This is a genomic window from Mycobacterium kubicae (assembly GCF_015689175.1).
GTDB classification, from domain to species: domain Bacteria; phylum Actinomycetota; class Actinomycetes; order Mycobacteriales; family Mycobacteriaceae; genus Mycobacterium; species Mycobacterium kubicae.
In genome coordinates this window covers 4,097,479-4,121,844 of the sequence record NZ_CP065047.1, presented here as the reverse complement: position 1 = coordinate 4,121,844, position 24,366 = coordinate 4,097,479, and the positions used below count along the sequence as shown (strand labels likewise).

Here is a 24,366-nt window from a genome sequence, read left to right as displayed (position 1 = left end):
CGACAATTACACCTGCCCGACGACATGACTGGCGGAAAAGCGACATCAATGTGTTCGCGGCGCTCAGCCGATGTGCTCGGCGTGCTCCACGGGCAAGGCCAGCCGGGTGGGTTCCTCGTGACCACGCAGCGTCACGGTTTCTCCCAGGCGCCAGCGTTGACGCTCTTCGTCGCCGGCGCCGTCCAGGGCCTCTGAGGAGGCGAGCAGTCGGCCGTCGTAGTTCTTCGCCAACTCACAGAGCCGGGCCGCTTCGTTGACCGGCTCGCCGATCACCGTGTATTCGAAGCGCTCCTTGGCGCCGACGTTGCCGGCCACCACCTGACCTGCGGCCACGCCGATGCCGGCCTGGCATTCGGTCATCTCCTTGGCGAGCCGGTCGGCGATGGCGCGGGCGGCGCCCAGCGCCGCGTCTTCCGGCTTCTCCAGCCGGTTCGGGGCCCCGAAGATGGCCAACGAGGCGTCACCTTCGAACTTGTTGACCAGGCCGCAATGGCGGTCGACCTCTTCGACGATGACCGTGAAGAACCGGTTGAGCACCTTGACGACTTCAGCAGGACGTTGACGGGTCACCAATTCCGTGGAGCCGATGATGTCGATGAACACCACCGCCACGTGCCGTTCTTCCCCGCCCAATTTCGGACGCTCCCGTTCGGCCGCCAAGGCGACCTCACGTCCCACGTGGCGGCCGAACAGGTCCCGCACGCGTTCGCGCTCCCGCAACCCGGAGACCATCGCGTTGAAGCCGCGTTGCAATTCCCCGAGTTCGGTCCCGTCGAAGACCACCAGATCGCCGCGCAGATCACCCTTCTCGACACGCTGCAGCGCCGCCCGGACCACCCGCACCGGCGTGGCGATCAACCAGGCGAGAATCCACATCAGGAGGAACCCGAAGATCAATGTGGCGCTCGACAAGAACAGCACCGCCACCGCGAACTGAGTCTTGGTCAGGTTCCCCAGCGTCAGCGTGAAGAACGCGGTCAGCGCGATGCCCAGGACCGGCACACCGGAGCCCAGCAGCCACACCGTCAGCGTCCGGCCCATGATCCCCGGCGCCAGCCGTCGGGGCGCATGTCCGGCCTCGAGCGCCTGTGCGGCCACCGGACGCAGCGCGAACTCGGTGAACAGGTAGCAGGCGGTGGACACCAAGATCCCGCAGAAGCTCACCACAAAGCCCACGATCGGGATGAAGGTGGTGTTGGCCTGCGCGTAGAGCGTCGTGAGCAGCGCGGCCCCGACGCCCCACAGCGTCAACACCCCGGCCGCCAAGTAGAACGGGGCCAGGAACGTGTTGCGTTCGTCGGCTGCGTTGGGCTTCCGTTCTTCGATCGCCCACCGTAAAGCGGTCACCGTGCGCCGGGTGATCCAAAATGTCCCCAGTGCCAACGCGACGGCGATGTAGGCCGGCGAGACGCCGAAGGTGATCCACCGCGGCGCGTCGCTGAAGACACTGGGCGACGGAAAAGCCAGGGTCAGTAGCAGCACCGCGACACCGATGCCGATGAGATTGGCGCCCAGGATGAAGGCCGTCAGGATGGTCTGGATCCGAATGCGGCGCCGGTGCTGGCTTTCCGAGACCCGTCCCAACAGCCACGACCCGTACGCAGGCGTGTCGGGCCGACCGCTTTGCCGGGTGAGCGCCTCGAGCACCCGGCCCAAGCGCTGCGCGACCGACTTCTTGGGTGACATGCTGGCGTCAGCCTAATTCGTGGCAGACGCTCTAAGGTATGTCGGGTGCGTCTAGTAATCGCCCAATGCACTGTTGATTACGTCGGCCGGCTCACCGCCCACCTGTCCTCCGCACGCAGGCTATTGCTGTTCAAAGCCGACGGGTCGGTCAGCGTCCACGCCGACGACCGCGCCTACAAGCCGCTCAACTGGATGAGTCCACCTTGCTGGCTGACCGAGGAAACCAGCGGTGAAGCGCCCGTGTGGGTGGTGACCAACAAGGCCGGCGAGCAGTTGCGCATCACCGTCGAGGAGATCGAGCACGACTCCAGCCACGATCTTGGAGTGGATCCGGGGCTGGTCAAGGACGGCGTGGAGGCCCACCTGCAGGCGCTGCTCGCCGAGCACGTCCAGCTGTTGGGTGACGGCTACACCCTGGTCCGCCGCGAGTACATGACCGCGATCGGGCCGGTCGATCTGTTGTGCCGCGACGAGAACGGCGGCTCGGTGGCCGTGGAGATCAAGCGACGCGGTGAGATCGACGGCGTCGAGCAGCTCACCCGCTATCTCGAATTGCTCAACCGGGACAGCGTGCTGGCGCCGGTGAAAGGGGTGTTCGCCGCACAGCAGATCAAACCGCAAGCCCGTACCCTGGCCACTGACCGCGGTATCCGTTGTCTCACATTGGATTACGACATGATGCGGGGGATGGACAGCGACGAGTACCGGCTGTTCTGAAGCGGCGTCACTAGACTGGAGAGATGGCTCGGCGGCGGCGATCGGAGCACCGGCCGTTGTCGCTGCGCTCGGTGTCGCGCCGAATCGAGCTAGGGGCCGACGGTTACGAGTACGAGGTCAGCCCGGTCGCTGCGGCCCGAGCCGTCAAGACCTATCGCTGCCCCGGCTGTGATCACGAAATCCGTTCCGGGACTGCGCATGTGGTGGTCTGGCCCGCCGATGCGAAGCCCAGCCCAGAATCGGGACCCGAGGACCGGCGCCATTGGCACACGCCGTGCTGGGCCAACCGCGCCAATCGCGGCCCTACCCGGAAGTGGTCTTGACCAGACTGCCGCCTCAGGCGGCCGGTTCCACCAATTCGATCAGCACACCACCGCCGTCTTTCGGGTGGATGAAGTTGATCCGCGAGTTTGCCGTACCGCGACGGGCGGCGTCATAGACCAGCCGCACGCCCTGGGCGCGCAGGCGCTCACAGAGGGCGTCGAGGTCGCTGACGCGGCACGCCAGTTGCTGAATGCCGGGGCCTCGCTTGTCGAGGAACTTGGCGATCGTCGAAGACTCGTCGAGCGGAGCCATCAGCTGAATCTGTGCGGTGGAACCGGGGACCGCCAGCATCGCCTCGCGGATGCCTTGGTCGTCGTTGACCTCCTCATGCACCAGAATCATGCCGAGGTGGTCGTGGTACCACTCGATCGCGGCGTCGAGGTCGGCGACGGCGATGCCGACGTGGTCGAGCCCGGTTACCAAAGTGGTGGCCAGGACCTGACGGGCGTCAACTTGATCGGTGGTCATCTCACAACGGTAACCTCAAGGGAAAGAATTTGCTTCTCCGGGTTGCCCGGATCAGCTCTGCCCGTGCGCTTAGGAGGTAGTCATGACGACGTCGGTGATCGTTGCTGGAGCTCGCACTCCAATCGGCAAGTTGATGGGTTCGCTGAAGGACTTCAGCGCCAGTGATCTCGGTGCGATCGCCATCAAAGGCGCTTTAGAGAAGGCGTTCCCCAACGAAGAGGCGCCGGCGTCGCTGGTCGAGTACGTGATCATGGGCCAGGTGCTGACCGCCGGGGCGGGCCAGATGCCGGCGCGTCAGGCGGCGGTTGCGGCCGGCATCGGCTGGGACGTGCCCGCGCTGACCATCAACAAGATGTGTCTGTCCGGGATCGACGCCATCGCTCTTGCGGACCAGCTCATCCGGGCCGGGGAGTTCGACGTGGTGGTGGCCGGCGGCCAGGAGTCGATGACCAAAGCGCCGCACCTGCTGATGGACAGCCGCTCGGGTTACAAGTACGGCGACGTCACCGTCCTGGACCACATGGCCTACGACGGTTTGCACGACGTGTTCACCGACCAGCCCATGGGCGCGCTGACCGAGCAGCGCAACGACGTAGACCAATTCACCCGTCAGGAACAAGACGAATACGCCGCCCGGTCGCACCAGAAAGCGGCTGCGGCATGGAAGGACGGCGTGTTCACCGACGAAGTCGTGCCGGTGACCATCCCGCAGCGCAAAGGCGATCCTCTGCAATTCACCGAGGATGAGGGCATCCGGGCCAACACGACTGCCGACTCACTGGCCGGCCTGAAACCGGCATTCCGCAAGGACGGCACCATCACTGCCGGCTCGGCGTCCCAGATCTCCGACGGCGCGGCTGCGGTCGTGGTGATGCGCAAGGAGAAGGCCCAGGAGATGGGGCTGACGTGGCTGGTGGAAATCGGCGCGCACGGCGTGGTCGCCGGACCGGACTCCACGCTGCAATCGCAGCCGGCAAACGCGATCAAGAAAGCGGTTGAGCGCGAAGGCATCTCGGTGGACCAGCTGGACGTCATCGAAATCAACGAGGCGTTCGCCGCGGTGGCGCTTGCCTCGACCAAGGAACTCGGCGTGAATCCCGAGGTCGTGAATGTCAACGGCGGTGCGATCGCGGTCGGGCACCCGATCGGGATGTCCGGTGCACGGATCACGCTGCATGTGGCGCTTGAATTGGCGCGACGTGGATCGGGCTACGGCGTTGCGGCGCTGTGCGGGGCCGGTGGCCAGGGTGACGCGCTGATTCTGCGCGCGGGATAGCAACCGGAAAAAGTTTGCTGGAGCGTGCGAAGGAGCGGCCCTAGCGGCCGTTGTGATTTTATTCATATTGACACCTTGGAGCTGCCGAAGCCGGCCTCGGGCGGGTTAACGCGGACTGCCGTGGCGTGACAGACTTGGTTACGTGACGCGTCCTCGACCTCCGATCGGGCCGGCGTTGGCTGGTGCGGTCGACCTGTCCGGTCTCAAGCAACGAGCTCAGCAGAAAGCTACGGCAAGCGGCGCTGGCGGCGGGGCACCCGCCGGAGCCGTCGGGCCCGGTGGCGCCCCAGTCATTGAGGTCACCGAGGCCAACTTCGAAGATCAGGTGATAGCCCGCTCCGACGAGGTGCCCGTCGTTGTCTTGCTGTGGTCACCGCGCAGCGACGTGTGTGTCGACCTGCTGGACACGCTGACCGGGCTTGTAGCCGAAGACAACGGCAAGTGGTCGCTGGCGTCGGTGAATGTCGACTCCTCGCCGCGAGTGGCCCAGATCTTCGGTGTGCAGGCCGTCCCGACCGTGGTGGCTCTGGCGGCGGCGCAACCCATTTCGAGCTTTCAAGGTCCGCAGCCGGCCGATCAGTTGCGCCGCTGGGTCGACTCCCTGTTGTCGGCCACGGCCGGCAAGTTGCGTGGCCCGGCGGGTGCCGACGACGACGCCGAGGCCGACCCGGCGCTGCAGCAAGCACGCCAGGAACTCGAGGCCGGCGACTTCGCCGCAGCGCGCGCGTCGTACCAGGCCATCTTGGACGCCGACCCGGCCAGCGTCGAAGCGAAGGCGGCCATCCGGCAGATCGACTTCCTGCAGCGTGCCACCGCACAGCGCCCCGACGCCGTTGCGGTCGCCGACGCAGCGCCAGGCGACATCGAAGCCGCGTTTGCGGCCGCCGACGTCCAGATCCTTCAGCAGGACGTCACCGCGGCGTTCGAGCGCCTGACCGCCTTGGTGCGGCGCACATCCGGCGACGAGCGCACCCGGGTGCGCACCCGCCTGATCGAGCTCTTCGAGCTGTTCGACCCCGCCGACCCCGAAGTGGTCGCCGGTAGGCGCAACCTGGCTAACGCGCTGTACTGATCGGGTCTAAGGGCTACTCGGGCTCGAACCACAACGCCGAGGTGGGCGGAAGCACCATCACCGCCGACGCTGGGCGCCCGTGCCAGGGTTCCTCGGTGGCCTCCACGCCACCCAGGTTGCCGATACCGGCGCCGTTGTAGATGGTCGCGTCGGTGTTGAGCACCTCGCGCCAGCGACCGGCTTGCGGCAGTCCCAGGCGGTAGTTGCTGTGCTCGGCGCCGGAGAAGTTGAACACGCACGCCATCACCGAGCCATCGCTGCCATAGCGCAGGAAGCTCAAGACGTTGTTGGCGGAGTCGTTGGCGTCGATCCACGAATAACCATCGGGAATGGTGTCCTGGCTCCACAGCGCCGGGCGCTGGCGATAGATCTCGTTGATGTCACGGACCAGACGCTGGACGCCGTTGGAGAAGCCCTGCTCGTCGAGTTGCCACCAATCCAGGCCGCGTTCTTCCGACCACTCGGCGCGCTGTCCGAATTCTTGACCCATGAACAGCAACTGCTTGCCCGGGTGGGCCCATTGGTAGGCGAGCAGACTGCGCAGCCCCGCCGCCTTGGTGTGGTTGCTGCCGGGCATCCGGCCCCACAGCGTGCCCTTGCCGTGCACCACCTCGTCGTGGCTGATCGGCAGCACATAGTTTTCGCTGAACGCGTACAGCATGGAGAAGGTGATGCCACCGTGGTGATAGCTGCGGTGAATCGGGTCGCGGCTCATGTAGTCGAGCGTGTCGTGCATCCAACCCATGTTCCACTTCATCGAAAAACCTAGCCCGCCAAGGCTTGTCGGCCGGGTCACCCCGGGCCACGACGTCGATTCCTCGGCGATGGTGACGATGCCCGGCGCGGCTTTGTGTGCCGTGGCATTCATCTCCTGCAGGAACTGCACGGCCTCGAGGTTCTCCCGGCCGCCGTAGATGTTCGGCGTCCAACCGCCTTCCGGGCGCGAGTAATCCAGGTACAACATCGATGCCACGGCATCCACCCGCAGGCCGTCGATGTGGAATTGCTCGAGCCAGTACAACGCATTGGCTACCAGGAAGTTTCGCACCTCTGGCCGGCCGAAGTCGAAAACGTAGGTGCCCCAGTCGAGCTGCTCACCGCGTTTGGGATCGGAGTGCTCGTAGAGCGGGGTGCCGTCGAACCGACCCAGGGCCCAGGCGTCCTTCGGGAAGTGCGCCGGCACCCAGTCCACGATCACACCGATGCCGGCCTGGTGCAGGGCGTCGACCAGCGTCCGGAATTCGTCAGGAGTGCCGAAACGGGCCGAGGGGGCATAGTACGACGTGACCTGATAGCCCCACGATCCCCCGAAGGGGTGCTCGGCAACGGGCAACAGCTCGACATGGGTAAAGCCCTGGGAGACAACGTATTCGGTGAGTTCATCGGCAAGTTGGCGGTAGCTCAGGCCCGGCCGCCAGGAGCCTAGGTGCACCTCGTAGGTGCTCATCGGCTCGAACACCGGATTGCGCTGGGCGCGCTGCTCCAGCCAGTCGGCGTCATTCCAGGTGTATTCGCTCACCGTCACGCGCGACGCCGTCTGCGGCGGCACCTCGGTCGCGAAGGCGAAGGGGTCGGCCCGGTCCGAGATGACGCCGTCGGCGCCGTGCACCCGGAACTTGTAGAGGCCGTTGGGCGGAAAGTTGGGCCAGAACAGCTCCCACACTCCCGAGGACCCCAGTACCCGCATCGGCGATTCGGTGCCGTTCCACCCGTTGAAATCACCGATCAGGCTGACGCCCTTGGCATTCGGTGCCCACACCGCGAACGAAACTCCGCTCACCACACCGTCGGCGGTCTTGAACGAGCGGGGGTGGGCGCCGAGCACCTCCCAGAGCCGCTCGTGGCGGCCCTCGGCGAACAGGTGCAGGTCGACCTCACCCAAGGTGGGCAGGAACCGGTACGCGTCGGCGACGGTGTAGGGCTCAGAGCCCTCGTAGGTCACCTGCAGTCGGTAGTCGATGAGGTCGACGAAGGGCAGCGCCACGGCGAACAGGCCGGAGTCGATGTGCTGCATCGGGTACTGCTGATCGCCGACGAGTGCGACGACGCTGGCCGCATGCGGACGGAACGCCCGGATGACCGTGTGGTCCCCGTATTCGTGGGCGCCCAGGATGCCGTGCGGGTTGTGATGCGCACCCGCGGTCAGGCGCGCCACCTCACCGGGCTCCGGCGCCAGGTGCATTTCGGCTAGTTGATCGGTCGGGCTCATCTACCCTCACCTCCTACGCAGCAGCGTGAGTCGGGATTCGGTCGGTATCAGCGGCATGTTGATGATGTGAGCGACGGCTCGCCCGGGGTCAAGGCGCACGTAATTGCCCTGGCCCCACTGGTATTCCTCGCCGGTCAACTCATCACGCACCCAGAACCGTTCATAGGGCTCCATGCCCAGCGCGGCCATGTCCAGCCACAGCGTTGCTTCCTCGGGCCCGAAGGCGTTGAGCGTCACCACCACCAACACGCAGTCACCGGTCGTCGGATCGAACTTGCTGTAGGCCAGCAGCGCGTCGTTGTCGATGGTGTGGAAGTGGATGTTGCGCAACTGCTGCAGAGCCGGATGGAGCCGGCGTATCTCGTTGAGCCGCTTGATGAACGGCTCCAACGAGCGGCCCTCGGCCAGTGCGCCCTCGAAGTCGCGGGGACGCAGTTCGTACTTCTCGGAGTCAAGGTACTCCTCGCTGCCTTCGCGCACCGCGCGATGTTCGAACAGCTCGTAACCCGAGTACACCCCCCACGCCGGACCCATGGTCGCCGCCAGCACGGCGCGGATGGCGAACATGCCCGGACCGTTGTGCTGCAGTATCGCGTGCAGGATGTCCGGGGTGTTGACGAACAGATTCGGCCTGCGGAAGTCGGCCAGCGCGGCGATGTCGTTGCCGAACTCGGTCAGTTCCCACTTGGCGGTGCGCCAGGTGAAATAACTGTAGGACTGCGTGAAGCCGAGTTTGGCCAGCCCGTACTGGCGGGCGGGCGGGGTGAAGGCCTCGGAGAGGAACAACACGTCGGGGTCGATGGCTTTTACTTGGCCGATCAACCATGCCCAGAAGTCCGGTGGCTTGGTGTGCGGGTTGTCGACGCGGAAGATCTTGACGCCGTGGTCCATCCAGTGGCGCACCACCCGGAGCACTTCGTCGTAGAGCCCGGCGGGATCGTTGTCGAAGTTCAGCGGATAGATGTCCTGGTACTTCTTCGGCGGGTTTTCCGCGTAAGCGATTGTCCCGTCGGGCAATTCGGTGAACCACTGGCGATGGTCGCGGGCCCATGGGTGATCCGGTGCACACTGCAGTGCCAGATCCAGGGCCACTTCCATGCCCAGGTCGCGGGTCGCGGCGACGAACTTGTCGAAATCGTCGATGGTGCCAAGGTCGGGGTGCACGGCGTCGTGCCCACCTTCGTCACTGCCGATTGCCCACGGCGACCCGACGTCTCCCGGCGCGGCCGTCGGATTGTTGTTGCGGCCCTTGCGGTGCACCTTGCCGATCGGGTGGATCGGCGGCAGGTACACCACGTCGAATCCCATGTCGGCGATGCGGGGCAACGCCGCGGTGGCGGTGGCGAAGGTGCCGTGCACCGGGTTGCCATCGGCGTCCCAGCCGCCGGTCGACCGCGGGAAGAACTCATACCAGGAACCGAACCGGGCCGCGGGTCGATCGACCCACACCCCGTACTGTTCACCGCGCGTGACGATATCCCGCAACGGATAAACGGCGAGCAGTTCTTCGATCTCCGGTGACAGGGCCAGCGCCGTGCGGGTGGTCGGGTCGCCGGGCGTGCGCAACGCCTTCGCGGTCTCCAACAGCGGATGCCGCTGCTGGCGAGGCACCCCGGTGGCCGCCCGCTCGAAGAGCGCCGCGCCGACCAGCAAGTCGTTCGACAACTCCGCCTCGCCCTGACCGGCGTCCAGCTTGGCCGTCAGGCCGTGACGCCAACTGTGAATCGGGTCACCCCAGCCGTCGACTCGGAATGTCCACAACCCGACGGCGTCCGGGGTGAAAAAGCCGTGAAACACATACGGCTCATCGCCCATCGTCATCGGCAACAGTTGCGGTTTGACCCGCTGCGTTTCGACCGCACCGGCTCCCGCCGTCGCGGCCGTCCGGGTCGCCTCCGGGGCCTGCACCGCCTTGATTCGGCGGACGTCGGCACCTTGCGGGTATCGCGGGCCGAGGTAGCGCACGACCAGCGTCGCGGCAACCGCCTCATGACCTTCTCGCCACACCGCGGCGCTGACCGGCACAACCTCGCCGACCACCGCTTTCGCGGGATACGCGCCGCAGGAGACGACGGGCTGGACGTTATCGATCTCGACACGACCGGGCACACATACTCCGTTCCTGGGTTTTCACTACCCCGGACAGCGCCGTCTCGGGATGTTTTCGTGTGTCGTTGTCTGCTCGTCTCTTTGCGGCCATACCCACCCTAGGGTCGGACCACACCCGGGCAGCCAAAGCTGTCACGGACCTAACCCTGCATTTGGCGAAATCGTTAGTAAGGTAAAGATGCGTGAAGGCCCTCCGTCGCTTTACCGTCCGTGCTCACCTGCCTGACCGTCTAGCCGCGCTGGACCAGCTGTCAACCAACCTGCGATGGTCCTGGGAAAAACCCACCCAAGACCTGTTCGCCAGCATCGACCCCGCCCTCTGGTCGAGTTGCGGCAACGACCCGGTGGCGCTGCTGGGTGCGGTCAAACCCGCCCGACTCGACGAATTGGCGCTCGACGAAGACTTCTGCCGCCGGCTCGACGAGCTCGCCGCCGACTTGAACGACTACTTGACCCGGCCGCTGTGGTACCAGCAGCAAGAAGCAGCCGGTGTCTCGATGCCGACCGGCATCGCGTACTTCTCGATGGAATTCGGTGTCGCCGAAGTGCTGCCCAACTATTCCGGCGGCTTGGGCATCCTGGCCGGCGACCACCTGAAGTCGGCCTCCGACCTCGGGTTGCCGCTGATCGCGGTGGGTCTGTACTACCGCTCGGGGTACTTCCGGCAGTCGCTCACCGCCGACGGCTGGCAACAGGAAACGTATCCCTCGCTGGACCCGCAAGGCTTGCCGTTGCGGCTGCTGACCGAACCCGGCGGTGATCCGGTGCTGGTGGAGCTGGCCTTGCCGGATTCCGCTCGGTTACGGGCGCGGATCTGGGTGGCGCAAGTCGGCAGGGTGCCGTTGCTGCTGCTGGACTCCGATGTCCCTGAGAACGAACACGAGCTGCGCGGCGTCACCGACCGCTTGTACGGCGGTGACCAGGAACACCGCATCCAGCAGGAGATCTTGGCCGGCGTCGGCGGGGTACGGGCGATCCGGGCGTTCACCGCCATCGAGGGGTTGCCTGCGCCGGAGGTCTTCCACATGAACGAAGGCCACGCCGGTTTCCTGGGTGTGGAACGCATCCGCGAGCTGATGACCAATTCGGCACTGGACTTCGACACCGCGTTGACGGTCGTGCGCTCCAGCACCGTGTTCACCACCCATACCCCGGTGCCCGCGGGAATCGACCGGTTCCCGTTGGACATGGTGCAACGCTATTTCGACGACACCGTCGAGACGGTGTCCCGGTTACTGCCGGGCGTGCCGACCAAGCGCGTACTGGCCCTGGGCGCCGAAGACGATGTGACCAAGTTCAACATGGCGCACATGGGGCTGCGGCTGGCGCAGCGCGCCAACGGCGTCTCGCTGCTGCATGGCCGGGTCAGCCGCGCCATGTTCAATGAACTGTGGCCCGGCTTCGACCCCGCCGAAGTGCCGATCGGGTCGATCACGAACGGCGTGCACGCCCGCACCTGGGCCGCCCCGCAATGGCTGGAGCTGGGCCGCGAGTTGGCCGGGTCGGACTCGTTCAGTGAGCCCGCCGTATGGCTACGCCTCCAGCAGGTCGACCCCGGACATCTGTGGTGGATCCGATCCCAGCTGCGGACGCTGCTCGTCGAGGACGTCCGGCGGCGCTTGCGCCAGTCCTGCTTGGAGCGTGGTGCCTCGGACGCCGAATTAGAATGGATCGCAAAGGCTTTCGATCCCGACGTGCTGACGGTCGGCTTCGCCCGCCGGGTGCCGACGTACAAGCGATTGACGCTCATGCTGCGCGACCCGCATCGGTTGGAGAAGTTGCTGCTCGACCCGGAGCGACCGATTCAGTTGATCGTCGCGGGTAAATCGCATCCGGCCGACGACGGCGGCAAGGCGCTGATTCAGCAGGTGGTGCGGTTCGCCGACCGGCCAGAAGTGCGCCATCGCATCGCTTTTCTGCCGAACTACGACATGTCGATGGCCCGGCTGCTGTATTGGGGTTGCGATGTGTGGCTGAACAACCCGCTGCGCCCGCTGGAGGCGTGTGGTACTTCCGGGATGAAGAGCGCGCTGAACGGCGGATTGAACTTGTCGATCCGCGATGGCTGGTGGGACGAGTGGTACGACGGCGAAAACGGTTGGGAGATACCGTCTGCCGACGGGCTGGCCGACGAAAGCCGCCGCGACGAGCTGGAAGCCACCGCGCTGTACAACCTGCTGGAGCAGGCGGTGGCGCCGAAGTTCTACGAACGCGACGAACACGGCGTGCCGCCGCGCTGGATCGAGATGGTGCGGCACACGTTGCAGACGTTGGGCCCGAAGGTCCTGGCCTCGCGGATGGTCCGCGACTACGTCGAGCACTACTACACACCGGCGGCGCAGTCGCTGCGCAACACCGTCAAAGCGCCGGTCGACGGCGAGCATCCCGGTGATGAGTTCGAGCCGGCCCGCGAACTGGCCGCCTACCGACGGCGGGCCGAAGCGGCCTGGCCGAAGATCGACATCACCGACGTCGACAGCACCGGTCTGCCCGACACCCCGCTGCTCGGGTCGAAGCTGACGCTGACCGCGACGGTGCAGCTGGCCGGCCTGAGCCCGGACGAAGTGACCGTGCAAGCGGTGCTGGGCCGAGTCGACGCAAGCGATGTACTGGTCGACCCGACCACCGTCGAGATGTCTTATACCGGCAGCGCCGAAGGCGGGAATCAGGTGTTCTCGACCACGACACCGCTACCACTGGCGGGTGCGCTCGGATACACGGTGCGTGTGCTGCCCCGCCATCCGATGCTGGCCAACAGCAACGAATTAGGACTGGTCACCCTGGCTTGAGGTGAGCCTCCGCCAGCCGCTGCAACGCCCCGCGCACCTGCGCGGCGTTGGTGGTGTGCCAAAACGGCGGCAGTGAGGCGCGCAGATAGCTGCCGTATCGGGCGGTGACCATCCGGGAGTCGAGTACCGCCACCACGCCGCGGTCGCTGACGCGGCGCAACAGCCGACCCGAGCCCTGCGCCAGCAGCAGTGCCGCATGGCTGGCCGCGACCGTCATGAAGCCGTTGCCGCCCCGGGCGGCCACCGCGCGCTGGCGAGCGCTCAGCAAGGGATCGTCGGGGCGCGGGAAGGGGATGCGGTCGATGAGCACCAGAGACAGCGACGGTCCCGGCACGTCGACGCCTTGCCACAGTGACAGTGTGCCGAACAACGAGGTCTCCGGGTCGTCGGTGAATTGTTCGACGAGCGCGGAGGTGGTGTCGTCGCCCTGGCACAGCACCGGGGTGGTGAGGCGTTCACGCATCGCCTCGGCGGCGGCTCGGGCGGCCCGCATCGAGGAGAACAACCCCAGGGTGCGCCCGCCGGCGGCGGTGACGAGTTCGGCGATCTCGGTGAGCTGCTCGGCCGAACCGGCGCCGTCGCGGCCGGGCGGCGGCAGGTGGGCGGCGACGTACAGGATGCCCGATGTGGCGTGGTGGAAGGGGGAGCCGACGTCGATGCCCTTCCAGGTTTGCCCGCCCGGCTCGTCACCGCCGTCGGGGCCGGTTAGCCCCCACGCCGACGCCATCGCGTCGAACGACCCGCCGACCGTCAGCGTCGCTGACGTCAGCACCGTCGTAGCGCGCGAAAACAAGTGTTGGGCAAGCAGATTCGACACCGACAGCGGGGCCACCCGCAACGCGACGCGCGTGTCCTCCCGGTCCAGCCACACCACTTCGGTCCGGTCGGGAATCGCGGGCGCGAACGACGTCAGGATGCGCGTGGCGGTATCGGAGATCTCGGTCAACGCCGCGCCGGCTTCCGCGCGGGCCGAAGCGGTCTTGGCGTCGCCGGTGGTCTCGATTGCCGAACGCGCCGCACTGGCGGCATCACGCAGCGCGGTCAGGTACGTCGCCAGCTCGTCGTCGAGGCGGTCGATGCGGCCCGGTGGCGCGTCGTGGATGGCGGAGGTGAAGATCGCCGATGCCGCCTCGAGGCGTTCGGTGATCTCCGGATCGACCAACCGGGTGACGCGGCGGGAAGCGAGGCCCAGGCCGGCCGAGGTCAGTTCCGCGGTCGCGACGGAGGTGACCCGGTCGGCCAATTCGTGGGCTTCGTCGACCACCAACAGCGAGTGCTCGGGCAGCACCGCCGAGTCCGCGACGGCGTCGATAGCCAGCAGTGCGTGGTTGGTGACCACGATGTCGACCGCCCCGGCGCGCATGCGGGCCCGTTCGGAGAAGCACTCGGTGCCGAACGGACAACGAGCCACGCCGATGCATTCGCGCGCCGAGACGCTGACCTGCGCCCAGGATCGGTCGGGCACACCGGGTTTCAGGTCGTCACGATCGCCGGAATCGGTGGTCGATGCCCACTCGGTGAGCCGTTGCACGTCGCGACCCAACCCGGTGACCGCCATCGGATTGAACAATTCCTCTTGCGGTCGCTCGTCGGCGGCGCCGGACTCGCCGGATGCGCCGCCGTTATGAATCTTGTTCAGGCACAGGTAGTTTCGCCGCCCTTTCAACAGTGCGAATTCGGGACGGCGGGGCAGTGCAGCGGCAAGCGAATCGGCCAGGCGGGGCAGGTCGCGATCGACGAGCTGGCGCTGTAGCGCGATCGTGGCCGTCGATACGACGACCGGCTCATCGTCGGTCACCGCCTGCAGCATCGCCGGGACCAGGTACGCCAGCGACTTGCCGGTGCCGGTGCCGGCCTGGACGACGAGGTGTTGGCCCGACTCGAAGGCTGCCGCGACCGCGGTCGCCATCTCCTGCTGACCGCGTCGCTCACTACCGCCGAGCGCCGCGACGGCGACGGCGAGCAGCTCGGACACGGACGGATTGGGCGTGGGGGCTCCTCGAGTCGTCGGGTCGCGCGGTAGGTCGACGGTATAGCTCAGGCGGTGATTGTCCGGGTGGGAATCGCCGGGTCGCCGGCCGACAGTTTCAGGCCCTCCCAGGGCAAGCTGCGCAGTCCGGAGGTCACCAGCTCCCGCGCGGCGGCCAGGGCAGAGCTGCCGGTGTCGGTGACGACCTGCCCCTCGCGGACCAGCGCTGTGGTCAACACCCGAGAAGGCTCGTCGAGGGCAGGCGGATGGCCGGCGGGATGCACGATCTCCTCGGTGATGGTGCCGGTAGGACGCGCCAGTCGCAGCGCCTGCTTGCTGCCGCCGCGAGATTCCTTGTGGCTGCTGCGTTTTTGCACGGGGATGCCGTCCACTTCGACCAATTTGTAGACCATGTTGGCCGCCGGCGCGCCCGAGCCGGTGACCAGGGCGGTGCCCACTCCATAGCTGTCTACCGGCTCGGCCCGCAAGGCGGCGATGCTGAATTCGTCGAGGTCGCCGGAGACCACGATGCGGGTCTGAGTGGCGCCCAGCCGGTCGAGTTGGTCGCGGGTCTGCCGGGCCAGGACACCCAGCTCGCCCGAGTCGATGCGCACCGCCCCCAGTGCGGTGCCGGCCGCGGCCACCGCGTTGGCCACTCCGGCCGTCACGTCGTAGGTGTCCACCAGCAGCGTGGTGTCGGCGCCCAGCGCGTCCACCTGCGCCCGAAACGCGTCCAATTCGGTCTTGTCCAGGGCACCGTCATCGCGGGTGTGCAGCATGGTGAACGCATGCGCGGCGGTGCCGACAGTGGGGACTCCGTAGCGCCGCTGCGCCTCCAAGTTGGACGAGGCGGCGAAACCGGCGATATAGGCCGCGCGGGCCGACGCCACGGCGGCGTGTTCATGGGTGCGTCGCGATCCCATGTCGATCAGCGGCCGGTCTTCGGCCGCACTGACCATGCGGGCAGCGGCCGACGCGATGGCCGAGTCGTGATTGAAGATCGACAGCACCAGGGTCTCGATCACCACGCATTCGGCGAAGCTGCCGCGCACCGACAGCACGGGCGACCCCGGGAAATACAGCTCACCCTCGGCGTATCCGTCGATGTCACCAGCGAACCGGAAGTCGCGCAGATAGCTGACCGTGTCCGGATCCAGGAATTCGGCGAGCAGGTCGCAGGCCTCGTCGTCAAAGCTGAACTGCTGCAGCACCTCCAGTAGCCGACCCGTGCCGCAGACCACCCCGTAGCGACGACCGTGCGGCAGTCGCCGCGCGAACACCTCGAACGTGGTTCGGCGTTCGGCGGAGCCGTCGCGCAACGCCGCCGCCAGCATGGTCAACTCGTACTTGTCAGTCAGCAGCCCAACCAAGGCCGAGTCATTCACCCCGCAACCGTAACGGTTCGTATCGTGGCCGGGCTCGCTATCCTGGGGCCATGGTTGTTGCGGCAGCGCCCGCCAAGCCGGGCTCGACTGAACAACGAGAATCCGCGCCGGTCGAGGTCACGGCCAGTCCTTGGGTCACCATCGTGTGGGACGACCCGGTGAACCTGATGACCTACGTCACCTACGTGTTCCAGAAGCTTTTCGGCTACAGCGAGCCGCATGCCACCAAGCTGATGTTGCAGGTGCACAACGAAGGAAAGGCCGTGGTCTCCTCGGGTAGCCGCGAGTCCATGGAAGTCGACGTGTCCAAGCTGCATGCCGCCGGATTGTGGGCGACGATGCAGCAGGACCGGTGAAGTCGAAGGTACCGGCGATTCGCTGTGCGCAAATGGAAGCGCGTCGAGACCCGCAACGGTCCCCGCTTTCGGTCGTCGCTGGCGCCGCATGAAGCGGCGCTGCTGAAGAATCTGGTCGGGGCGATGATCGGTCTGCTCGATGACCGCGAGGCGTCCGCGCCGTCCGACGAACTGGAAGAGATCACCGGTATCAAGACCGGACATTCGGACCGTCCGGGCGACCCGACGTTGAGTCGGTTGCTGCCCGATTTCTACCGGCCCGACGAGAAGGACCCGTTGGCCCGCGACGCCTCCGAGACCCTCAACGCCGCGCTGCGCAGCTTGCACGAGCCGGAAATCATCGACGCTAAACGCGTTGCCGCTCAACAGGTTCTCGACACAGTGCCGGACAACGGCGGCCGGTTCGAGCTGACCGAGGAGGCCGCCAACTCCTGGATCGCTGCGGTCAACGACCTGCGGTTGACGCTGGGCGTCATGCTCGACGTCGGCCCGCAGGGCCCCCAGCGACTGCCCGCCGACCACCCCCTGGCCGCACACTTCGACGTGTACCAATGGCTCACCGTCCTGCAGGAGTATCTGGTGCTGGTCCTGATGGGGCGCCGACCCTCGTGAGGTCGCCGCGATGAGTTCCATCGCCGACGTGGGCGGCGTCCGCGTCGGTCACTACCAGCGGCTCGACGACGATGCCACGCTGGGTGCGGGCTGGGCATGTGGTGTCACGGTCGTGCTCGCGCCGCCGGGAACCGTGGGCGCCGTGGACTGCCGGGGCGGTGCGCCCGGAACGCGGGAAACCGATCTGCTGGACCCGTCCAACAGCGTGCGGTACGTCGACGCCGTGCTGCTCGCCGGTGGCAGCGCCTATGGCCTGGCCGCCGCGGACGGCGTCATGCGCTGGCTCGAGGAACACGAGCGTGGTGTCGCGATGGGCGACGGGGTGGTGCCGATCGTGCCCGGCGCGGTGATCTTCGACCTGCCCGTCGGCGGTTGGGGCTGCCGGCCGACGGCTGAGTTCGGCTATGCCGCGTGTGCAGCGGCCGATGCAGCCGAGAACACCGGTGTCGCGGTCGGGACCGTTGGAGCGGGTGTGGGGGCGCGCGCGGGGGTGCTGAAAGGCGGCGTCGGGACGGCGTCGACGACGTTGACGTCGGGCGTCACCGTCGGCGCGGTGGTCGTAGTCAACTCCGCAGGCAACGTCGTCGATCCGGTGACCGGCCTGCCATGGATGGCCGGCCTCGGCGAGGAGCTCGGGCTGCAGGTGCCGCCGGAAGCGGAGATCGAAGCGTTGGCCGGATTACCGACCAAATTCAGCACGCTCAATACGACGATCGCAGTGGTCGCCACGGACGCCACCCTGGGTCCGGCGGGGTGCCGGCGGGTGGCCATCGCGGCCCACGACGGGCTGGCGCGCACCATCCGGCCCGCCCACACCCCCTTGGACGGCGACACCGTCTTCGCGCTGGCCACCGGTGCGGTCGAGGTGCCCCCACCGACGGACCTGCCCGCCGCCATGTTTCCGGACACCGAACTCATCACCGCCGTCGGGGCGGCTGCGGCCGACTGCCTGGCACGGGCGGTGCTGGGCGGTGTCATCGCCGCCGAGTCGGTGGCCGGCATTCCGACTTACCGCGACGTGCTGCCCGGAGCCTTCGGGAAAGTGGGCGGGTGAAGTGTTGGTCATCCGTGCCGATCTGGTCGACGCCATGATCGCCCATGCGCGCCGCGACCATCCCGACGAAGCGTGCGGAGTACTGGCCGGACCCGACGGCTCGGACCGACCGGAACGCCACATTCCGATGCGCAACGCCGAACGCTCACCGACGTTCTACCGGTTCGATTCCACGGAACATCTGCGAGTCTGGCGCGCGATGGAAGGCGCCGCAGAGGTGCCTGTGGTCATCTATCACTCGCACACCGCCGCCGCGGCCTACCCAAGCCGCACCGACGTCGACCTGGCCGCCGAACCCGATGCCCACTACGTGCTGGTCTCCACCCGCGACCCCGTCCGCCACCAGCTGCGCAGCTACCGCATCATCGGCGGTGCCGTGACCGAAGAACCAGTCACTATCGTCGATCAATACTGACCAGTCCCCGAAAGGCCCGCATGAGCGTCACCGTGTCCATCCCGACCATCCTGCGGCCGCACACCGGAGGTCAGAAGCGCGTCTCGGCGAGCGGTGAGACGCTCGGAGCGGTCATCTCGGACTTGGAGGCCAACTACTCGGGTATCTCCGAGCGCCTCGTCGACAAGTCTTCTCCCGGCAAGCTGCACCGCTTCGTCAACATCTACGTCAACGACGAGGACGTCCGATTCTCCGGCGGCTTGGACACCGCGATAGCCGACGGTGACTCGGTCACCATCCTGCCCGCCGTCGCGGGCGGTTGAGCGCGTTCGTCGCCGCCGACGCCGATGGAGGTCTCTTCCACCGGCGTCGTTGCCGGTAGCCTGGATGACGCCGAAGAGGCCGAAAGGGCAGGTATGGGCATGACCGGCCCGACAGGGCACTCGCGAACACCGGCGACCCCGGTGGGGAAGCGGCCGCGATGGGTGGTCGGCGGAACCACGATCCTCACGTTTGTGGCATTGCTCTATCTGGTGGAACTGATCGACCAGTTGAGCGGCGGCCGGCTCGACCGCAACGGCATCAGGCCACTGACCACCGACGGACTCTGGGGAATCGTCTTCGCGCCGGTGCTGCACGCCAACTGGCAGCACCTGATCGCCAACACGATCCCGATGCTGGTGCTCGGCTTCCTGATGACGCTGGCCGGTCTGGCACGTTTCGTCTGGGCCACGGCGATCGTGTGGATCCTGGGCGGGTTCGGAACCTGGCTGATCGGCAACGTCGGCAGTAGCTGTGGTCCCACCGACCACATCGGGGCGTCGGGACTGATCTTCGGCTGGCTGGCCTTCCTGGTGGTCTTCGGATTCTTCGTCCGCAGGTTGCGCGACATCGTCATCGGGCTGGTCGTGTTGTTTGTTTACGGCGGTGTCCTGTGGGGCGCTTTGCCGGTCCTGGGCAGATGCGGCGGGGTGTCATGGCAAGGCCATTTGTGCGGTGCGCTGGCCGGAGTGGTGGCGGCGTACCTACTGTCCGCCCCGGAACGCAAAGCCCGGGAACGGAAAAAATCACCCCGATCACTGCCCCGCACGCTATGACGTCGCCGCTGGCACCCGTCGGAGTCTTCGATTCCGGGGTCGGGGGATTGACCGTCGCTCGGGCCATCATCGACCAACTGCCCGACGAGGACATCGTCTACGTCGGCGACACCGCCAACGGCCCGTACGGCCCGCTGGCCATCTCCGATATCCGGGCGCACGCCTTGGCTATAGGGGACGATCTGGTCAGTCGAGGCGTGAAGGTGTTGGTGATCGCCTGCAATTCGGCGTCTGCGGCGTGCCTGCGCGATGCGCGGGAACGCTACGACGTGCCCGTCGTCGAAGTGATCCTGCCCGCCGTGCGTCGGGCCGTCGCGACTACCCGCAACGGCCGCATTGGGGTGATCGGTACCCGCGCGACCATCGCGTCACATGCGTATCAGGACGCGTTCGCCGCCGCCCGCGACACCCAGATCACCGCGGTGGCCTGCCCCCGATTCGTGGACTTCGTCGAGCGCGGGGTCACCAGCGGACGCCAGGTGCTCGGTCTGGCCGAGGGCTATCTCGAGCCGCTACAGCGGGCCGAGGTCGACACGCTGGTGTTGGGATGCACGCACTATCCGTTGCTTTCCGGCCTGATCCAACTGGTGATGGGCGACCACGTCACGCTGGTTTCCAGTGCTGAAGAGACCGCCAAACAAGTGGTCCGGGTGCTCACCGAAGCAGACCTGCTGCGTCCCCACGACGCGGCACCCGCGACCCGGATTTTCGAAGCCACCGGAGACCCGGATTCATTCACGTTTTTGGCTTCACGGTTCCTCGGCCCGGCCATCACTGGCGTTGAACCCGTGCGTCACTCCAACGTCTAGTAGGTATGCCGATGAATGTGCCAGTAAAAGCGGCGATGTTTTCTCCATCGTGCTATCGGGCATGGCACAGTAGTGTCCGTGCGAATTACCGTACTCGGCTGCTCGGGCAGCGTGGTGGGTCCGGATTCGCCTGCGTCGGGGTATCTGCTCAGGGCACCTGACACCCCGCCTATTGTCATCGACTTCGGCGGCGGTGTGCTCGGCGCACTCCAACGGCACGCTGACCCCTCAGCCGTGCAGGTGCTGTTGTCACATCTGCATGCCGACCACTGCCTGGACTTGCCGGGACTCTTCGTCTGGCGGCGCTATCACCCGTCGCGGCCGCAAGGTAAGGCGTTGTTGTACGGCCCCAGCGACACGTGGTCTCGGTTAGGCGCGGCGTCCTCGCCGTTCGGCGGCGAGATCGACGACTGCTCGGACATCTTCGACGTTCATCACTGGGTGGATGGTGAGCCGGTGACCGTGGGCGCACTCACCGTGTTGCCGCGCATCGTGGCTCACCCGACGGAGTCCTTCGGTCTGCGGATCACCGACCCCAGTGGAGCGACCTTGGTGTACAGCGGTGACACCGGCTCGTGTGACCAGCTGGTCGAACTGGCGCGCGGCGCGGACGTCTTCCTGTGTGAGGCGTCGTGGACGCATTCGGCCAAGCATCCGCCCAACCTGCATTTGTCCGGCACGGAGGCCGGTCGCGCCGCGGCGCAGGCCGGGGTTCGAGAGTTGCTTCTCACCCACATCCCGCCGTGGACATCGCGCGAAGATGTGATCAGTGAAGCTAAGGCGGAGTTCGACGGTCCCGTGCACGCTGTGGTGTGCGACGAGACTTTCGAAGTGCATCGGGGCTGAGCGGGGTTCTTCGCGTTGGTGCGCCGGGTGCCCGCCCCCGGAGTCGCCTGTCTAGGCAACGGCGCGTCTCTGTGAGGATCTGGCGCCCTAGGTCTCGACCGGGGTGCGGGTCACTCGGCTAGGCCAGCCGTGATGTCATCACCTGCCTTCCATTTCGTTTTCCTCTTCGTTGGTCACTCGCCGCGGAGGACTGCGTTGAACCGCTCGGACGCGCTGCGCTGGTACGCGTCGCGGCCGCACCAGTGCAGCGCTCGACCGATCGGCCAACCGCGGCCCCGCCACGGCGCAGCCGATGGCCGGCGGTGCCGGTGGCCGGCGGGAAGGGACGAGCGCCGCGCACAAGACGGCGTCGATCTCAGCGAGCAGGTCCGCTGTGTCGGGGTCCAGATCGAACAGCCCCGCAGCATCGATCGTCGCTGGTGCTGCCGCCACCGTGCACACGCGCGTCATCTCCGACCACCTCGCCGGGCGCACCGGCCAGTCAGGCGTCGATTGCCTTGTGTCCGTTCCGGGCAATCGAAATCTTGCGCGGCTTCGCCTTCTCGGCCACCGGGATGCGCAGCCGCAGGACGCCGCCGTCGTAAGACGCGTCGATCTTCTCGGTGTCGAGATTGTCGCCGAGCACCAACTGGCGACTGAAGACACCGCGCGGGCGTTCGGCGGCCAGCATCTCTCGGCTCGGGTCAACCGCGGGACGCTCGGCGCGCACCGTCACCACGTTGCGCTCGATGTCCAGATCCAGCGAATTCTCGTTCATGCCAGGCAGATCGAACTCGACGATGAACTCCTCGCCTTCGCGCCAGGCATCCATCGGCATGGCCGCCGGGCGGGCCGCAGTCCCGAACACTTGCTGAGTGAAGCGATCGAGGTCACGGAACGGGTCGGTTCGCATCAACATGGTCGCCACCTCCAACTCTCCAATCTTAGTGTCGTGGGGTTGAGTTAATCTATGCCATGCGGCATAGGTTTTATATATCACCTGTCGGAGCCGAGCGCAAGAAGATTTCGAGCAAGTCGTCAATGGTCAGCGTGCGGTCGCTAGGGTTGGCGTCGTGTCCAAAAGAGAAGACGGTCGCCTCGACGACGAGCTTCGCCCGGTGGTGATCACCCGAGGTTTCACTGACTATCCCGCGGGTTCGGTGCTTGTCGAGTTCGGCCGTACCAAGGTCATGTGCACTGCCAGCGTCACCGAAGGGGTACCCCGGTGGCGCAAGGGATCGGGCCTGGGCTGGTTGACCGCCGAGTACGCGATGTTGCCGTCGGCCACCCATACCCGTTCCGACCGTGAATCGATCAAAGGGCGGCCCAGCGGCCGCACCCAGGAGATCAGCCGTCTGGTCGGCCGATCGCTGCGGGCCTGCATCGATTTGGGGGCGTTGGGAGAGAACACAATTGCCGTGGACTGCGACGTCTTACAGGCTGACGGCGGCACCCGGACCGCGGCCATCACGGGCGCCTACGTGGCGCTGGCCGATGCGGTGACCTACCTCGGGGCAGCGGGGAAGTTGTCCGATCCCCGGCCATTGTCGTGTGCCATCGCGGCGGTGAGCGTCGGCGTGGTCGACGGCAGGGTGCGCGCCGACCTTCCGTACGAGGAGGACTCGCGCGCCGAGGTGGACATGAATGTGGTCGCCACCGACACCGGAACATTGGTGGAAGTCCAGGGCACCGGTGAGGGAGCGACCTTTCCGCGCTCCACGCTGGACAAGCTCCTCGACATGGCGTTGAACGCATGCGACACGTTGTTCGCCGCGCAACGCGACGCGTTGGCCCTTCCGTATCCGGGTGTGCTGCCCGAGGGAGCGTCGCAGCCCAAGGCGTTCGGAAGCTGACCCGGGTGCTGGTGGCCAGCCGCAACCTCAAGAAGCTGGCCGAGTTACGCCGCGTGCTCGACGGTGCCGGATTGTCCGGTCTGACCCTGGTGTCGCTCGACGATGTTCCCGCTTTCGACGAAGCGCCGGAGACCGGTGCAACGTTCGAAGACAACGCCTTGGCCAAGGCCCGCGACGCGTTCGCCGCGACCGGTCTGGCCAGTGTCGCCGACGACTCGGGTCTGGAAGTCGCCGCTCTGAACGGCATGCCAGGCGTGCTGTCGGCGCGGTGGTCGGGGACCCATGGCGAGGATGCCGCCAACACCGCATTGCTACTCGCGCAACTGCGCGACGTGCCTGACGAGCGGCGCGCAGCGGCCTTCGTGTCGGCCTGCGCCTTGGTATCCGCGTCGGGTGAGGTGGTGGTGCGCGGTGAGTGGCCGGGTCGAATTGCCAGGGAACCGCGCGGAGAAGGCGGCTTCGGCTACGACCCGGTCTTCATCCCGGACGGGGAGGATCGCACGGCGGCGCAGCTGAGCCCCGCCGAGAAGGACGAGGTATCTCATCGTGGTCGTGCGCTGGCGATGCTGCTGCCGGCGCTGCGTGGGTTGGCGCCTACTTAGAGGTCGAAGCGGGCTTTGACGTCCCGGCTTTGGAAGTGCTCGACGATGATGCCCAGCAGCGGCACGGTCCCGGCGAGCAAGACGCCGACCGTCTTGCCGATCGGCCAGCGGACCTTGACGGCGAGGTTGAAAGCGGCGAGTACGTAGATGAAGTACACCCAGCCGTGCACGACTTCGATCCAGCGGATCTCGCGGTGGAAGACGAAGTGCGAGACCAGTTCTCCGCACAGGGCGATGAGCCACAGGCCCGTCGCCCACGCCATGATTCGATAGGCGGTCAGCGCCGTACGGATCTTTTCGACAGGAAAAACGGACGCCGTCTGCGGCGCTTCAGGAGTCTCGGGTCCGGTCATGCGGTGGTCCTGTTCTGTTTCTGGGCATCGTGTTTGGCGAGTTCGGCCAGGTACGCGTTGTATTCACGCAGAGCGGGATCGTCCGCCGGCGGTTGCCTGGGTTCTGCTCGCTCGGGGAGGAGTCCGGCGGGTATTTCGGTTGGCACCGTGGCGCTTTGCGGTTGCGGCGGCGCGTCCTCGTAGCGGACGAAATTGCGATACGCATAGACGCAGAACCAGGCGAACAGCGGCCATTGCAGCGCATAGCCCAGGTTCTGGTAGCTCCCCGACGTCGATTGAAAGCGTGTCCACTGCCACCACCCCAGGGCCAGGCACCCACAGGCGGCGATGATCACCAGAGCGATCAGCGCCGGCCTGCGACGATGCGTAGTGGACACACCAAGACGGTACCGCGCGGTAGTCTGTGA

24 protein-coding genes and 1 pseudogene are annotated in these 24,366 nt (G+C 66.6%); 15 read left to right on the top strand and 10 right to left on the bottom strand.

The window, feature by feature from the left end; genetic code table 11:
• Positions 1 to 63: 63 nt before the first annotated feature.
• Positions 64 to 1,686 (bottom strand): adenylate/guanylate cyclase domain-containing protein, encoded by a 1,623-nt coding sequence (locus I2456_RS19280; RefSeq protein ID WP_085074850.1) that lies wholly within the window; start codon positions 1,684 to 1,686, stop codon positions 64 to 66.
• Positions 1,687 to 1,731: 45 nt separating this feature from the next.
• On the opposite strand from I2456_RS19280, the gene nucS reads away from it, so the two are divergent.
• The gene (gene nucS, locus I2456_RS19275; protein ID WP_085074849.1) at positions 1,732 to 2,403 is read left to right on the top strand and encodes an endonuclease NucS; all 672 of its coding nucleotides are present in this window, start codon (positions 1,732 to 1,734) and stop codon (positions 2,401 to 2,403) included.
• Positions 2,404 to 2,426: 23 nt separating this feature from the next.
• On the top strand, positions 2,427 to 2,726 hold the full coding sequence (locus I2456_RS19270; protein WP_085074848.1) for a hypothetical protein: 300 nt from the start codon (positions 2,427 to 2,429) through the stop codon (positions 2,724 to 2,726).
• Positions 2,727 to 2,739: 13 nt separating this feature from the next.
• Here the strand turns inward: I2456_RS19270 and mce are convergent, their stop codons facing one another.
• A complete protein-coding gene (mce, locus tag I2456_RS19265) occupies positions 2,740 to 3,195 on the bottom strand; it encodes a methylmalonyl-CoA epimerase (RefSeq protein ID WP_068032836.1) in 456 nt (151 codons plus the stop codon).
• 82 nt (positions 3,196 to 3,277) lie between these two features.
• Between mce and I2456_RS19260 the strand changes: the two genes are divergently transcribed.
• Both I2456_RS19260 and I2456_RS19255 read left to right on the top strand, forming a co-directional pair.
• On the top strand, positions 3,278 to 4,471 hold the full coding sequence (locus I2456_RS19260; protein WP_085074847.1) for an acetyl-CoA C-acetyltransferase: 1,194 nt from the start codon (positions 3,278 to 3,280) through the stop codon (positions 4,469 to 4,471).
• 142 nt (positions 4,472 to 4,613) lie between these two features.
• Positions 4,614 to 5,543, top strand: coding sequence for a tetratricopeptide repeat protein (locus tag I2456_RS19255; RefSeq protein WP_068032832.1), 930 nt, complete (start codon positions 4,614 to 4,616; stop codon positions 5,541 to 5,543).
• A 13-nt stretch (positions 5,544 to 5,556) separates the two neighbouring features.
• Here the strand turns inward: I2456_RS19255 and glgB are convergent, their stop codons facing one another.
• Positions 5,557 to 7,752 (bottom strand): 1,4-alpha-glucan branching protein GlgB, encoded by a 2,196-nt coding sequence (glgB, locus tag I2456_RS19250; protein WP_085074846.1) that lies wholly within the window; start codon positions 7,750 to 7,752, stop codon positions 5,557 to 5,559.
• Positions 7,753 to 7,758: 6 nt separating this feature from the next.
• On the bottom strand, positions 7,759 to 9,861 hold the full coding sequence (locus tag I2456_RS19245; RefSeq protein ID WP_085074845.1) for an alpha-1,4-glucan--maltose-1-phosphate maltosyltransferase: 2,103 nt from the start codon (positions 9,859 to 9,861) through the stop codon (positions 7,759 to 7,761).
• Between the two features lie 182 nt (positions 9,862 to 10,043).
• Here I2456_RS19245 and glgP point away from each other — a divergent pair, with 182 nt between their 5' ends.
• The gene (glgP, locus tag I2456_RS19240; protein WP_085074844.1) at positions 10,044 to 12,650 is read left to right on the top strand and encodes an alpha-glucan family phosphorylase; all 2,607 of its coding nucleotides are present in this window, start codon (positions 10,044 to 10,046) and stop codon (positions 12,648 to 12,650) included.
• On the opposite strand, the gene I2456_RS19235 is transcribed toward glgP, so the two are convergent.
• Both I2456_RS19235 and I2456_RS19230 read right to left on the bottom strand, forming a co-directional pair.
• On the bottom strand, positions 12,637 to 14,625 hold the full coding sequence (locus I2456_RS19235) for an ATP-dependent DNA helicase (RefSeq protein WP_085074843.1): 1,989 nt from the start codon (positions 14,623 to 14,625) through the stop codon (positions 12,637 to 12,639). The genes glgP and I2456_RS19235 overlap by 14 nt on opposite strands.
• Positions 14,626 to 14,687: 62 nt before the next feature.
• The gene (locus I2456_RS19230; protein ID WP_241008013.1) at positions 14,688 to 15,953 is read right to left on the bottom strand and encodes a nicotinate phosphoribosyltransferase; all 1,266 of its coding nucleotides are present in this window, start codon (positions 15,951 to 15,953) and stop codon (positions 14,688 to 14,690) included.
• A gap of 101 nt (positions 15,954 to 16,054) precedes the next feature.
• On the opposite strand from I2456_RS19230, the gene clpS reads away from it, so the two are divergent.
• The 8 genes and pseudogenes from clpS (at position 16,055) to I2456_RS19190 (ending at position 21,172) form a co-directional block, all read left to right on the top strand.
• Positions 16,055 to 16,360, top strand: a complete 306-nt coding sequence (clpS, locus tag I2456_RS19225; RefSeq protein ID WP_067414688.1) for an ATP-dependent Clp protease adapter ClpS — start codon at positions 16,055 to 16,057, stop codon at positions 16,358 to 16,360.
• Between the two features lie 24 nt (positions 16,361 to 16,384).
• A complete protein-coding gene (gene aosR, locus I2456_RS19220; RefSeq protein ID WP_085074841.1) occupies positions 16,385 to 16,972 on the top strand; it encodes an oxidative stress transcriptional regulator AosR in 588 nt (195 codons plus the stop codon).
• Positions 16,973 to 16,982: 10 nt separating this feature from the next.
• Positions 16,983 to 18,026, top strand: coding sequence for a P1 family peptidase (locus tag I2456_RS19215; protein WP_085074840.1), 1,044 nt, complete (start codon positions 16,983 to 16,985; stop codon positions 18,024 to 18,026).
• Between the two features lie 34 nt (positions 18,027 to 18,060).
• Positions 18,061 to 18,441, top strand: coding sequence for a M67 family metallopeptidase (locus I2456_RS19210; protein ID WP_241008012.1), 381 nt, complete (start codon positions 18,061 to 18,063; stop codon positions 18,439 to 18,441).
• Between the two features lie 20 nt (positions 18,442 to 18,461).
• A complete protein-coding gene (locus I2456_RS19205) occupies positions 18,462 to 18,743 on the top strand; it encodes a MoaD/ThiS family protein (RefSeq protein ID WP_068032815.1) in 282 nt (93 codons plus the stop codon).
• Positions 18,744 to 18,807: 64 nt separating this feature from the next.
• Positions 18,808 to 19,517, top strand: a pseudogene (locus I2456_RS19200) (rhomboid family intramembrane serine protease).
• Positions 19,514 to 20,326 (top strand): glutamate racemase, encoded by an 813-nt coding sequence (murI, locus tag I2456_RS19195; RefSeq protein WP_085074838.1) that lies wholly within the window; start codon positions 19,514 to 19,516, stop codon positions 20,324 to 20,326. The pseudogene I2456_RS19200 and the gene murI overlap by 4 nt, the downstream one beginning before the upstream one ends.
• A gap of 72 nt (positions 20,327 to 20,398) precedes the next feature.
• Entirely contained in the window at positions 20,399 to 21,172 is a 774-nt protein-coding gene (locus I2456_RS19190; RefSeq protein ID WP_068032810.1) for a cyclic nucleotide-degrading phosphodiesterase, read from the top strand.
• A 138-nt stretch (positions 21,173 to 21,310) separates the two neighbouring features.
• On the opposite strand, the gene I2456_RS19185 is transcribed toward I2456_RS19190, so the two are convergent.
• Both I2456_RS19185 and I2456_RS19180 read right to left on the bottom strand, forming a co-directional pair.
• Entirely contained in the window at positions 21,311 to 21,622 is a 312-nt protein-coding gene (locus I2456_RS19185) for a hypothetical protein (RefSeq protein ID WP_085074837.1), read from the bottom strand.
• 31 nt (positions 21,623 to 21,653) lie between these two features.
• Positions 21,654 to 22,070, bottom strand: a complete 417-nt coding sequence (locus tag I2456_RS19180; protein ID WP_085074891.1) for an Hsp20/alpha crystallin family protein — start codon at positions 22,068 to 22,070, stop codon at positions 21,654 to 21,656.
• A gap of 154 nt (positions 22,071 to 22,224) precedes the next feature.
• On the opposite strand from I2456_RS19180, the gene rph reads away from it, so the two are divergent.
• Both rph and rdgB read left to right on the top strand, forming a co-directional pair.
• Positions 22,225 to 23,004, top strand: a complete 780-nt coding sequence (gene rph / locus I2456_RS19175) for a ribonuclease PH (protein ID WP_068032806.1) — start codon at positions 22,225 to 22,227, stop codon at positions 23,002 to 23,004.
• Positions 23,001 to 23,606: an RdgB/HAM1 family non-canonical purine NTP pyrophosphatase gene (rdgB, locus tag I2456_RS19170; protein WP_085074890.1), complete on the top strand. Its 606-nt coding sequence runs from the start codon at positions 23,001 to 23,003 to the stop codon at positions 23,604 to 23,606. Before rph ends, rdgB begins: the two co-directional genes overlap by 4 nt.
• Here the strand turns inward: rdgB and I2456_RS19165 are convergent.
• Entirely contained in the window at positions 23,603 to 23,959 is a 357-nt protein-coding gene (locus I2456_RS19165) for a DUF3817 domain-containing protein (RefSeq protein WP_085074836.1), read from the bottom strand. The genes rdgB and I2456_RS19165 overlap by 4 nt on opposite strands.
• Positions 23,956 to 24,336, bottom strand: a complete 381-nt coding sequence (locus I2456_RS19160; RefSeq protein ID WP_085074835.1) for a hypothetical protein — start codon at positions 24,334 to 24,336, stop codon at positions 23,956 to 23,958. Before I2456_RS19160 ends, I2456_RS19165 begins: the two co-directional genes overlap by 4 nt.
• Positions 24,337 to 24,366: the final 30 nt, after the last annotated feature.